This is a genomic window from Paenibacillus sp. Leaf72 (assembly GCF_001422685.1).
Lineage (GTDB): Bacteria > Bacillota > Bacilli > Paenibacillales > Paenibacillaceae > Pristimantibacillus.
In genome coordinates, this window is record NZ_LMLV01000035.1 from 51,666 (window position 1) to 63,463 (window position 11,798).

The window sequence follows — 11,798 nt, forward strand, 5'->3', positions numbered from 1 at the left end:
CATGACCCATTTATTGTGGCAGGAAGATAAAGTGACGACCGCGGAAGAGCTGAGAAGCATGATGACCGAGCCTTCCGAAGCTGTCGTGAAAAAAACGATTTCCATTATCGATCCGCATGCCGCCAATTACTTGTCGATGTCGCCGCTTTTTTTTCTAGCGACCTCGAATGCGGCTGGTATAGGCGATGTTTCCCCGCGCGGGGATGAAGCTGGCTTTGTTAAGGTGCTTAATGAGAAGCAAATCGCATTCCCGGATCGTCCGGGCAATAGAAGAATGGACTCCTTGCTGAATGTGATTGACAATCCGCAAATCGGCATGATTTTTATTATTCCGGGGCTTGATGAAGTGATGCGGGTGAATGGACGTGCGAGCATTACGCGTAATGAAGCGTTTATCAGCAGCATGGAGTGGAACGGCAAGACGAGCGGCCTTGCCGTTGTCGTTGAAGTCGAGGAATGCTTCATCCACTGCCCACGGGCGTTTAAGCAGGCCGGATTATGGTCGCATGAGCAGTGGCCTTCCAAGGAGCAGCTGCCATCCGTTCAAGATTTGTTCAAAGCCCATCTTGAAATTAACGGCTTCCCGGTTAAAAAATAATTTTAGACAACGAAGGCAGGTACAGTCATGCAATTATCTGAAATGCAAAAGCATGTGAAGGAATTCAGCACTGCTCATGGGTTTGACGAATCAACGATTGAGCAAAGGGCGCTTTATTTAGTTACAGAGGTGGGGGAGACGGTTAAAGAGCTGCTGTATCTTTCCTACCACCCCGACCATGAGAAGAAGGAAGAAATCAAAGACCGTTTGGGCCTGGAAATGTACGATATTGTGTGGAATATTTGCGACCTTGCCAATAAGCTGGATATAGATTTGGAGCAGGCTTTTTCGAAAAAGATCGAAATCAACAAAACTCGCACCTGGTAATGGCGATTCGCTTTTTCTAAGATTTCGGATACGTTTCTTTAAGAAACTGGATGGACTGGCGGATCAACGCCTTTAAGACGCCCGTATCTATGTCGGCAACTTTATTGATGTAGACGCATGCCTTGCCCGCTGTATGTTTTCCGAGCTGTAGCAGCAGTACCTCTCGATGCGTGTCGCCTGTGGCAAAATACAGGCTGATCTTGGCTTTTCTTGGGGAAAAGCCAACTAGAGGTGCATCCCCGGCATGCCCTGATTCATATTGGTAGTGATACGACCCGAAGCCGATAATGCTGGGCCCCCACATTTTTGCGGGAAGCCCTGTAGTTTCGGTGAAAAGGTCGAGCAGCTTATATGCGTCTTCCCGTTTTTTAATATTTTCGACTTCTTCAATAAATGCGATGACGCTGTTGTCGGTTTCCTTCGTTTTCAGCTCGTACATGTTAAATGCCTCCGATCGCTCAGCTAGTGGTTGTAAATTCGTCTATAGGACTCGCGGAATGGGATTCCGTCTCCTTCAATCACGCTAATCAAGTAGTCGCCAAATTCCTCCTGATACTGAAAATGCAAATTAGCTCCCGTATTTAAAAAGGCAATGATCATATCGTGGTCCTTGCAAATTTCGATGATCTGCAGGTCATTTTGCTGGGCATAAAGCTTAAAGCTTTCCCAAAAATGAATCTCATATTCCTTTATTATTTCCTCTTTGCTGCTGCATGAGCTGCGGTTTATAAATTTAAGATTTTCCCCGATCAATGCCAAATGGTCATCATAAAAAATTTCCAAAAGCCAGTACTTAAACTCAAAGCCTAAAATGGTGCCGGTTATGGCGCTGTGGCATTCCTTGCTGCTGCATTTCATCAATAAATCATGGAAGCCGCTGTTTTTATGGGCGGGAAGGTTGAACAAACCTTTGTGCTTCAAATAAGCAACGATCGAAAAATCGATACTCTCCATCTCCATATAAGAGGAGGGCGAGAGCGTAGAATTAATCATTCGTTTGTTCCCAAACCGGCTTGTTATTTCGCTTATGAGGAAATCATCATGGGTTTTGGAATAATGAAAAATGAGGCGCAAGCCGTTGTCGAGTATGGCTTTTCTGCTGTTTTTGGTTTGTGTGCATGTGCGAATAGTTAGACGATGCTGGGCCGCATATCGCTCAAAATCATGCCAAAAATGAATGTCGCCTAGCTTTGCTATTTTATGAGAGTTCTTGATTCGGGCCAGCCTCTTAAAGTCGATAAGCGAGCCATAATATTGGTCATGTACATAGATTAGGGACAAGTCGAAGTGGCGAAATTCAAAATCCAATACCGTACTTTGTCCACTTCTTGCGCTTGCTTGGCAGGCAATTAGCAGCTCATGAAAGGTTAAATGTCCGTTTTCGGGTATTTCGATAAATCCGCCATGTTTTATAAAGGCATGCAGCTCAGCGTACTTATGATTATTTTCTCCTAAGCGAATAGGTAACACCTCTCTTATATGTAAAGCGAGTCTCCCTATAAATTATACATGATCAAGGAATGTGAACGCATGCTCCGATATGCCCTATACAAATAAAACAGGGACGCGATTTGCTCGCATCCCTGTTGTCTATTCCTTTATGTCCTTGCCCCTTAAAAAATCCTTACTCAGGCACAACGCTGCGAATGACGGTCAGGCTGCCGTCCAGCTCATAGCCGCCAAGGCTTGCTGGAAGCAAGTAAGCTTGGCCTGCAGCGAGTGCGAGCTCGCCATCTGCCCATTTCAGCTTGCCGCTGCCTTCGGCAACGATCAGGATGACGAAGCTTGTAGCAGGCGTTTCATAAGCTGCTGCGGAGCGGATGATTCCTTTTTCCACAATAAAATAAGGAGATGAGGCAATGGTCAGCCACTGGCCATCAGCAACGCCTTCGGTAGTCATGCGGCTTGCTCCAGCGCCGTCATAAGCAATGACGTTCAGCGAGTCCTCGATATGCAGATCGCGCAGCTCGCCATCAAGACCAAGACGGTCATAATCATACAGGCGGTAAGTCGTATCGGAGTTTTGCTGAATTTCGGCAACGACTACGCCAGCGCACAGCGCATGGACGGTTCCTGCCGGTATGTAAAAGGCGTCGCCTGCTTGAACGGGAACCTCTTGCAGCGTATCCATAATGCGTCCTTCAGCAATTGCAGCTTCCATAGCGCCGCGGTCTACGCCGTCCTTCAAGCCGTAAATAATCGTTGCGCCTGGCTTGGCATCAAGGATGTACCACATTTCGGTTTTGCCAAGCTCGCCTTCAGGCAATCCTTCGTACGTGTCGGTCGGGTGAACCTGAATCGACAGGTCATCATTGCAATCGAGCAGCTTGATGAGAAGCGGGAAGCGGCCATTTTTTTCGGAGAAGCCTTTCGTGCCGAACCACTCGCGGCCATAAGCTTCGCGAATTTCGTCGAGGCCTTTGCCAGCAAGCTCGCCATTAATAACCTTCGTCGTGCCATTCGGATGGTCGCCGATCATCCAGCCTTCGCCAATCGAGCCTTCCGGCAGCGTAAGCCCAAACTGCTCAAGCGCACGGCCTCCCCAAATACGTTCCTTCATCTCTGGTTGAAATTGCAGTGGATATGGTTTAGTCATTACAGTATCTCTCCCTAAGTTAAGTAGTTTAAGCTTTTCATTTGGCTTTTTTCTCTACGCCAAGCAAATATGGTGCAGCTTTCTTATGAAGCTGACGGTACAGCATAGTGGAGGCAGCCTCATCAGGCAGTGCTTCAACCCATTGCTGTACGGCAGCCGCTTCCTCCGCGCCGCCCGGATGACCGGGATAGACGACGCATGTAATGATGCCGCCCGGACGAAGCAGAGCAAGCGCTGCTTCCAGCGCGGCAATTGTAGTCGATGGCTGCGTAATAAGCGACTCATCGCCACCAGGCAAAAAGCCGAGATTAAACATCACTCCGGCAATATTGCCATGCAGTGCGGTTGGCAGGCCATCCGCCATATGCTCGTGGCTTTGGAGCAAAAGCTGCGTCTCCGCGAGCTTCTCCTTGCCGCTTGCACGTATTGCATCCAGCCGCTCCCGCGTCCGGTCGAGCGCCGCCTGCTGGATGTCGAAGGCAAATACGCTGCCGCGTTCGCCGACGAGACGGGCGAGGGCTAGCGTGTCAACGCCGCCGCCTGACGTGGCATCGATGACGGCATCACCGGGCTGTGCCCGTTCGGCCATCCAGCGATGCGCCATGCTGAGAACCGATAAAAATCCCATGCTAGCTGTTCACCCACAGCTTTCCTTGCCAAGTGCCACGCTTACGCAGCTCATCATCAATTGCATTGAGCACTTCCCATTTCTTGAGGCTCCACATTGGGCCGATGAGCAGGTCGCGCGGCGCATCTCCAGTGAGGCGATGGACGATCATCTCTGGCGGCAAAAACTCCAGCGTGTCGCCAATGAGCTTGACGTATTCGTCCTTCTCCAGAAAGCGCAGCAGTCCAGCCTCATATTGGCGAACCATTGGCGTCTTGCGCATGAGATGGAGCAGATGGATTTTGATGCCCTGTACATCCATGGCGGCAACGGCGCGTCCGGTGTCCAGCATCATTTCATGCGTTTCCTGCGGCAGTCCATAAATAATATGGGCGCAGACGCGGATGCCGCGCGCACGCAAGCGTTTTACCGCGTCAACATAGCAGGCGGTATCATGCGCCCGGTTAATCAGCTCTGAGGTCGATTCATGCACCGTCTGAAGTCCCATTTCGATCCAGAGGTAGGTGCGCTCATTGAGCTCCGCCAAATAATCGACGACATCGTCCGGCAGACAGTCGGGGCGGGTTGCAATCGACAGGCCGACAACGCCAGGCTGCTGTAAAATCACTTCGTAATATTCGCGAAGCTCCTCTACGGGTGCGTAAGTGTTCGTATAGGCCTGAAAGTAGCCGATATACTGGGCATCGGGCCATTTTTGATGCTGGCGGTCGCGAATGTTGTTGAACTGGGTAATGAGATCATCCCGCCGGCTCCCGGCAAAGTCGCCTGATCCGCGCGCGCTGCAGAAGGTGCAGCCGCCCTTGGCAATGGATCCATCGCGGTTCGGGCAAGTAAATCCGGCATCTAGCATGACCTTGAACACTTTGCCCCCGAATTGCTCGCGCATCTCGTAGTTCCATGTATGAAATCTTTTATCGCCCCATAGCTGGGGTTCATTGGCTGATTCTAATGCTGTTGCTTTTAATGAATTCATTCCGTTCTCCTTCTCTTATAAAAAGGGTGGTGAAAAAATTGGAGCGGAGTGAAAGGTTCGAATCGGAGAAGCATATACTTAAGCTTTCCGCAGGAAAGCTGCTTCATAAGCCAAACCTTTCACGCAGTGCAGATTCTTTTTGACCGCCATTTATTCGCTCCCTCTATTTTAACGAAAAAACAGGCGGAAAGCCACGCCCGATTATAGGCTGAATGTAAACGTTTCCACTATGCGGAAAACTGGAAATTATTTTTGAGAAAACAGAAAATAGGCTTGCTATATCTTACATGATCTGTTATATTAAAAGTGTGAAATGGCAACAAAAAAACCTAACATAGCTAATTCGTAGCGATTGTCATACAATGTCGTTTGTCTGGAAATAATGAGTTATATTAAACGATGAGGTGATGTCTAATGAGCCAGCAAACTAGAATTCCACATGGCGATGAGAAAGTAACAGTAGAATTGACAGTTAAAGAGCTGATGGCGCTGAGCGGTGTCAGATTCCACAATAATCATCATGTTGAAGTATCTGCGCGCAAGAAGTTGAATGAAGCGCTCGAAGAAACATATGAAATCGATAAATCCAGTGCTCCGATTGATTATCGCTTGCTGATCTGAGCTGCTCTATAATTAGTAGAAGAACCGCGGGGGCGGCCACCCTGAGGTTCTTTTTTTTGGCTATCGGCTTTACAAGAAGGGCGATCTTAGGCACAATAAGGACTAGCTTATATGCGGGAGTTGCCCACAATTCGGGCGCGCACGCAATTAAATGGAGGATTCAAATACAATGCGATTAAGAGGAAGAAAAGGAATTCGTGAAAGCCTGGAGGCACAGCCTGAGCTTGTTGTTTTGGATGCTGCCCCGCTTAAAGGGAAATGGCGCGATTTTTTCGGCAATGATAACCCGATTTATGTGGAGCTTGGCATGGGCAAGGGCCGTTTCATCAGCCATATGAGCGCGCGCAATCCGCATATTAATTTTATTGGCGTAGATATGTATGATGAGCTGATTCGCCGTGCAGGCGAGAAGGCACATGCGATTTGGGCAGAGCAGGGAGTTAGCCATCCGCCTAATTTGGCGCTGCTGCGCGCGAATATCGAGCAGATCGAGACGATGTTTGAGCCGGGCGAGCTTGAGCGCATTCATCTGAATTTCAGCGATCCTTGGCCAAAAGCGAAGCATGCCCGCCGCAGGCTGACGCATCCGCGTTTTCTGGCGAAGTATGGTCAATTGCTGAACGAGCGCGGAGAAATTCATTTTAAGACCGATTCGATGTCGCTGTTTGAGTTCTCATTGAACAGCTTTACGGAGATGGAGCTTCAGCTTCGGAACATTTCCTTGCATTTGCATAAGGATGAGCCGCGCGAGGAGCTTGTATTTACTGAATATGAGATGAAATTTATGGACAAGGGCCAGCCGATCTACCGTCTGGAAGCTGTAATCGGCTCAGCGGCGCTGGCGAAATTCCGCGAAAACAAGCTGGCGAATGCCCAGCGTGAAGCGGAGCAAAGCGATCAGGACGAAGAAACAGAAGACTAGCCTTTCAAACCATTAATCAACGATCCCCGCAGTAAAAAAACGGGCAAAAGCCAAATACAGCTAGGTTACATGGCAGTAACCCAGCTGTATTGTACGGCGAATGCCGTGACCGTGCCTATAAATGCGCCGACAATAACGTCGGAAGGATAATGCAGCCCCAAGTACATCCTCGACCAGCCTACCGAAACGCCTATAACCGCAGCAATTGGGACGGTAATAACCAGCAGGACGCCGCTCGTAAGCACAATTGGGATGAGCCAGGCGAATATCGCTGTCGTATGTCCAGATGGGAATGACGAATCGACAAGCGGCTTGCGACTGGTGGTCAACCCCTCCAGCGCTTGATACGGGCGCAGCCTTTTGAACCAGCGTTTGACCACAAAAACGGGGAAATGGCTAATGACGACGGTTATGAAGCATTGCCAGCCTGTTGCGTTCCATGGTGATGGAGCGATCAAAGCAAATAGCAGAGAACTGGTCAGGGTAAACGTCGCACCACCCATATGTGTAATGACGCTGAGCCATTTTCCAAGCCAGCGGTGCAGGCGCTTATGTCCACGCCGGCTGTTCGCCCAGACAATGAGCTGCTGCTCGCGCACTCTCAGCCATCCTAACAATTGTTTCATTCAAATCCTCCTGTATAAGTGTGGCGGTTTTCCACTCTAAAGATAGTACCATGTTTTGAGCCCCTGTACGCATACAATTTGTAAAAATCCAGATTAATGTTCCGTTCATACTGTGTTGATTACCCGATAACATACCTTCCTTACAATAATAGCCGATAGCATTCAAGAGTAAAGGCGAAGGAGGCGTATGAATGAGACTCGCGCTTTTTACCGATACCTATGAGCCTGAACGAAATGGCGTTGCCCGTTCGCTTGGCCGCTGGAAAGCCTATTTGCAGCGCAGGGGGGTGGAGTGTCTGGTGCTGGCGCCGGAGCGCTCGATATTTGACTCCAAGGCTGCTATGCAGGCAAGCTCTGTAGAACGTTTTGCCAGCCTGCCGTTTTTTCTATACCCCGAGTGCCGTCTGGCGCTGCCGAATCCGCTGCATCTCCGCCATGCCCTGCATGAATTTAATCCCACCCTCATCCATGTAGCTACCCCATTCAACCTTGGCTTATGTGGCATTCATTATGCCCGCAAGCATCAAATTCCACTGATCGCATCGTATCACACCAATTTTGATCAATATTTGCCGTTTTATAATTTGCAATGGATGGTAAAGATGTTAAGTAGGTATATGGAATGGTTTCATCACGACTGTAAAAAGATTTTTGTGCCTTCCACATCTACACTGCAGGACTTGACTAGGAAAGGATGGGGTGCGGAGCGGCTTTCGGTGTGGAGCCGGGGTATAGACACAAGCTTGTTTCATCCCGGGGTTAACCGGGAGCAATTGCTGGCGCAGCATGGCATAAAACATGAATGTTTTGTCGTTTTTTATGCAGGAAGGCTTGCTCCAGAGAAAGATGTCGAAACAGCAATTGAGGCTTTCTCCTTATTCCAAAAACAAACAAATGCACAGGTTAAGCTGGTGCTGGCTGGTGACGGTCCTTCGTCAGAGGCGCTGCAGCAGCAATGCGCAAGAAGCGGCGTAGCTGCAACCTTCCTTGGCTTTCAAACGTCAGAGGAGCTGCAGAGGTGGTACGCTGCTGCTGATCTTTTCCTCTTTCCGTCGGCGACGGAAACGTTCGGCAATGTTGTGCTTGAGGCGATGGCATGCGGCACACCTGTCCTTTGTGCGAACAAGGGCGGCGTGCTTGATTCCGTCTCCCACGGACTAAACGGAGTGTTATGCGAGGCGGGAAGCCCGGCAAGCTTTGCTGCTGCACTTGCGCTTCTGCACGAGGATGAGGAATGCAGAAGAAGTTTGGGCATTAGCGCAAGATTGTTCAGTCTTCGCAAGTCTTGGGATGCAATTTTTGATGGGCTTCTCGCGGAATGCGAGCGGCAATCCGCAAAGGGGCGTTCACCAGTCAGTCACATTATGAGATAAATTTAACGGAAACATTTTCGCGTTTTTTATCGTAAGTAAGGACAGAAGTGCTAAAAATTCAGCAAATGGATGAAAATAAGGGTGACGCGCCGCAAAAGGAGGTAATGCAGTCATTGGTTAACCATGGTAGCGCTTTTCCGGCTGGAAAACGCTCAATTGAGCTTTTGACAAAAGGAAGCAATGTGTGGAGAATCAAGTAAGGTCAGGGACGCTTTCAGAAAAGCGCCCGTAAACAAGAGAGATATAAAATAACCGCCTGAACGATGAACGCATGCTTGGTCGGCTGCGCCAATCAATTTGGCAAATCAAAAAAAGGGGTCTCAAGGGGGCAGTACCTAAATGTTCAATTCGATTATGTTTGTTGTGCAAATTTTATTTGCAGTGCTTGGCCTGTATCAATTGTTTCTGACGTTTTTTGGATGGCATCGCAAAAAAGAGGATTTGTCGCATAAGCCGCAAAAGTCTTTCGCTTTGCTAATCGCCGCTCATAACGAAGAGCAAGTAGTTGGAGCTTTAATCGAGAATTTGCAAAAAATGAAATACCCGCGCGAGCTGTACGATATTTTCGTCATCTGCGACAACTGCACCGACGGAACAGTCGATGTTGTAAAAAGCTATGACGGCGTATATGCCTGCGTAAGAGAAAATCCGAACCAACGCGGTAAAGGCTTCGCGGTGGAATGGATGCTTAAAGAGCTGTGGCAAATGCCGCGCAGCTATGATGGCGTTGCGATTTTCGATGCTGACAATCTCGTGGCAACGGACTTCCTGCAATATATGAACAATGATCTGTGCAATGGCTTCCAGGTTGTACAAGGTTATCTGGATACGAAAAACCCGAATGACTCTTGGGTCAGCTCGGCGAATGCAATCAACTATTGGTTCTGTAACCGTCTATGGCAGCTGCCACGTACGAACCTGGGGCTTGCGAACTTCCTCGGCGGTACGGGCATGGTGTTCGATTCCAAGCTGCTGCAGGAAATGGGCTGGGGAGCTACGAGCCTTGTCGAGGATTTGGAATTTACCGTTCGCTGCATTAAGCGGGGCATTTACCCGAAATTCAACTTTGAAGCTAAAGTATTCGACGAAAAGCCGATTACGTTTCAGGCTTCTGCCCGCCAGCGCCTGCGCTGGATGCAAGGCCATTTTGATGTAACGCGCAAGCATATGCTACCGCTGTTGTGGCAGGGCATCAAGGATCGCAGCTGGACAAAGATCGACGCTGCGCTGTATGTCTTTAATGCTTACAATTATCTCGCGGGCTTCTGTATAGCCGCTATCGTTTGGGGCGACATCTTCCTGTCGGGAGGAGAACGGGTAACATCCGTGTACAATATGCTGCCGATTTGGGTGTCTATCCCTTATATGCTTTACATTTTCATTCAAATTCCGTTGTCTATGCATTTGGCTAAAGTCAACTGGAAGCTGTACCTGCGCATTCCGACGTTTTTGCTTTTCACCCTGTCATGGTGGCCAATTACGGTTCATGCCTTCTTTACACAAAACAACAAGAAGTGGAGCCATACGCAGCATACTCGCGTCATCCGCTTGGAGGAAGTACAGAGCAAGCAGCTTTAAAGATGAATTTGTGAATAAGCTGCCGCGACGCCGACGGATCATTGTTTCAGCTTTAGCTGCTCTTGAACATTGATTTCGTCTGCTGCGCGCGGTTACCCACATTTTGATTTTAAAAGTGTTGACACTGAACTTTCGGTTGTGATATAGTAAGTCGGTAGTGTTTAGGAAACAATTTATGAAATACTGTAACGCACAAGCAGAAGCACCCGCTTCTCACCTTTCGGCTCGCGCTGACCGGTTTGCGATAATCGACTAAGCTTATCTTTTGTGTCTCCTTGTGGGATGTAGGGAATAGCAGCAAACAACGGTTATGGGATGCGGGTTCAATTGAGCCTGTATCCCTTTTATTATGCAAGTATACTCTTTTGGAGGTGGCACGTTATTAGCAGAGAACATCAAATCAATGATGAAATCCGGGCCAGAGAAGTACGTTTAGTTGGTGCGGAAGGCGAGCAAATCGGTATTAAACCCATTCGTGATGCCTTGCAAATGGCCATAGACTTAAACCTGGATCTGGTGAACGTAGCGCCGACGGCTAAACCGCCGGTATGCCGGATTATGGATTACGGAAAATTCCGCTATGAGCAGCAAAAGAAAGAAAAAGAAGCCCGGAAAAACCAAAAGATCGTTGATCTTAAGGAAGTTTGGTTCCGTGCAAACATTGATGAGCACGATTATCAAACGAAATACCGCAATGTTGTAAAGTTTTTGGGTGAAGGCGATAAAGTTAAAGCTTCTGTCCGGTTCCGCGGTCGTGAAATTGCGCACGCGTCGCTTGGTCAAAAGATCTTGGATCGTCTCGCTCAAGAGGTTGCCGAAATATGCAGCGTAGAACGCGCTCCTAAGCTGGAAGGCCGGAGCATGATTATGATTTTGGCACCAAAAAGCAACACTTAATTTAAGGGAGGATAATTGACATGCCTAAAATGAAAACACACAGCAGTCTGAAAGACCGTTTCAAAATTACGGGTACTGGTAAAGTAAAGCGTTATAAAGCTTACAAAAACCACTTGCTTTCCCACAAATCCGGACGCCAGAAGCGCGTTCTTGCTGGTCAACCACTGATGGCTGCTGGCGACGTTAAACGCCTGCAACAAGGTCTTAACAATCTTAAATAAGCACATTTTGCAATAAATACTAATTAGAAACTTTCAGGAGGTCAACACTCATGGCAAGAGTTAAAGGCGGATTTGTCCGCACTCGTCGTCGCAAAAGAATTTTGAAACTGGCAAAAGGTTATTTCGGTTCGAAGCATCGCCTGTTTAAAACAGCGAAGGAGCAAGTAGGCAAGTCCTTAATGTATGCTTACCGCGACCGTCGCAACAAAAAACGTGACATCCGCAGACTGTGGATCGTTCGTATCAATGCAGCAGCTCGTATCAACGGACTGTCGTACAGCAAATTCATGTACGGTTTGAAACTTGCTGGCGTTGAAGTAAACCGCAAAATCCTTGCTGACTTGGCTGTTAACGATATTGCTTCGTTCAACTCCCTTGCTGGCGTGGCTAAACAAAAAATCAACGCTTAGTAACTGAAGCGTTATAGATGAGGCTGTC

The 11,798-nt window shown here is 48.5% G+C and carries 15 protein-coding genes; 9 read left to right on the top strand and 6 right to left on the bottom strand.

Features of this window, described 5'->3' with window-relative positions; translation table 11 throughout:
- Position 1 precedes the first annotated feature (1 nt).
- Together ASF12_RS31505 and ASF12_RS31510 are read left to right on the top strand one after the other, a co-directional pair.
- Positions 2–598 (top strand): MSMEG_1061 family FMN-dependent PPOX-type flavoprotein, encoded by a 597-nt coding sequence (locus tag ASF12_RS31505; RefSeq protein ID WP_056043115.1) that lies wholly within the window; start codon positions 2–4, stop codon positions 596–598.
- 27 nt (positions 599–625) lie between these two features.
- Entirely contained in the window at positions 626–925 is a 300-nt protein-coding gene (locus ASF12_RS31510) for a MazG-like family protein (protein WP_056043117.1), read from the top strand.
- Positions 926–941: 16 nt separating this feature from the next.
- On the opposite strand, the gene ASF12_RS31515 is transcribed toward ASF12_RS31510, so the two are convergent.
- From ASF12_RS31515 to ASF12_RS31535, 5 genes are all read right to left on the bottom strand, one after another.
- Entirely contained in the window at positions 942–1,364 is a 423-nt protein-coding gene (locus ASF12_RS31515) for a DUF1801 domain-containing protein (RefSeq protein WP_056043119.1), read from the bottom strand.
- Positions 1,365–1,387: 23 nt separating this feature from the next.
- A complete protein-coding gene (locus ASF12_RS31520) occupies positions 1,388–2,395 on the bottom strand; it encodes a hypothetical protein (RefSeq protein ID WP_056043122.1) in 1,008 nt (335 codons plus the stop codon).
- 154 nt (positions 2,396–2,549) lie between these two features.
- On the bottom strand, positions 2,550–3,521 hold the full coding sequence (locus ASF12_RS31525; protein ID WP_056043125.1) for a type I phosphomannose isomerase catalytic subunit: 972 nt from the start codon (positions 3,519–3,521) through the stop codon (positions 2,550–2,552).
- A 37-nt stretch (positions 3,522–3,558) separates the two neighbouring features.
- The gene (locus ASF12_RS31530; protein ID WP_056043128.1) at positions 3,559–4,149 is read right to left on the bottom strand and encodes a class I SAM-dependent methyltransferase; all 591 of its coding nucleotides are present in this window, start codon (positions 4,147–4,149) and stop codon (positions 3,559–3,561) included.
- A gap of 1 nt (position 4,150) precedes the next feature.
- Positions 4,151–5,122 carry a TIGR01212 family radical SAM protein gene (locus ASF12_RS31535; protein WP_056043131.1) on the bottom strand — a complete coding sequence of 324 codons (972 nt, stop codon included), beginning with the start codon at positions 5,120–5,122 and terminating at the stop codon, positions 4,151–4,153.
- 414 nt (positions 5,123–5,536) lie between these two features.
- Between ASF12_RS31535 and ASF12_RS31540 the strand changes: the two genes are divergently transcribed.
- Together ASF12_RS31540 and trmB are read left to right on the top strand one after the other, a co-directional pair.
- Complete coding sequence (locus tag ASF12_RS31540; RefSeq protein WP_056043134.1) at positions 5,537–5,743, top strand: hypothetical protein; 207 nt, start codon at positions 5,537–5,539, stop codon at positions 5,741–5,743.
- 169 nt (positions 5,744–5,912) lie between these two features.
- On the top strand, positions 5,913–6,665 hold the full coding sequence (gene trmB, locus ASF12_RS31545) for a tRNA (guanosine(46)-N7)-methyltransferase TrmB (RefSeq protein ID WP_056043137.1): 753 nt from the start codon (positions 5,913–5,915) through the stop codon (positions 6,663–6,665).
- Positions 6,666–6,730: 65 nt separating this feature from the next.
- Here trmB and ASF12_RS31550 read toward each other — a convergent pair whose 3' ends face one another.
- Positions 6,731–7,291: a phosphatase PAP2 family protein gene (locus ASF12_RS31550; RefSeq protein ID WP_056043140.1), complete on the bottom strand. Its 561-nt coding sequence runs from the start codon at positions 7,289–7,291 to the stop codon at positions 6,731–6,733.
- A gap of 191 nt (positions 7,292–7,482) precedes the next feature.
- On the opposite strand from ASF12_RS31550, the gene ASF12_RS31555 reads away from it, so the two are divergent.
- The 5 genes from ASF12_RS31555 to rplT all read left to right on the top strand — a co-directional run bounded on the left by ASF12_RS31555 (position 7,483) and on the right by rplT (position 11,770).
- Positions 7,483–8,664 carry a glycosyltransferase family 4 protein gene (locus tag ASF12_RS31555; RefSeq protein ID WP_056043142.1) on the top strand — a complete coding sequence of 394 codons (1,182 nt, stop codon included), beginning with the start codon at positions 7,483–7,485 and terminating at the stop codon, positions 8,662–8,664.
- Between the two features lie 339 nt (positions 8,665–9,003).
- Positions 9,004–10,242, top strand: coding sequence for a glycosyltransferase family 2 protein (locus ASF12_RS31560; protein ID WP_056043145.1), 1,239 nt, complete (start codon positions 9,004–9,006; stop codon positions 10,240–10,242).
- Positions 10,243–10,557: 315 nt separating this feature from the next.
- Positions 10,558–11,139: a translation initiation factor IF-3 gene (infC, locus tag ASF12_RS31565; RefSeq protein ID WP_081419163.1), complete on the top strand. Its 582-nt coding sequence runs from the start codon at positions 10,558–10,560 to the stop codon at positions 11,137–11,139.
- 20 nt (positions 11,140–11,159) lie between these two features.
- Positions 11,160–11,360 (top strand): 50S ribosomal protein L35, encoded by a 201-nt coding sequence (rpmI, locus tag ASF12_RS31570; protein ID WP_046232963.1) that lies wholly within the window; start codon positions 11,160–11,162, stop codon positions 11,358–11,360.
- Between the two features lie 50 nt (positions 11,361–11,410).
- A complete protein-coding gene (gene rplT, locus ASF12_RS31575) occupies positions 11,411–11,770 on the top strand; it encodes a 50S ribosomal protein L20 (RefSeq protein ID WP_046232964.1) in 360 nt (119 codons plus the stop codon).
- Positions 11,771–11,798 lie beyond the last annotated feature (28 nt).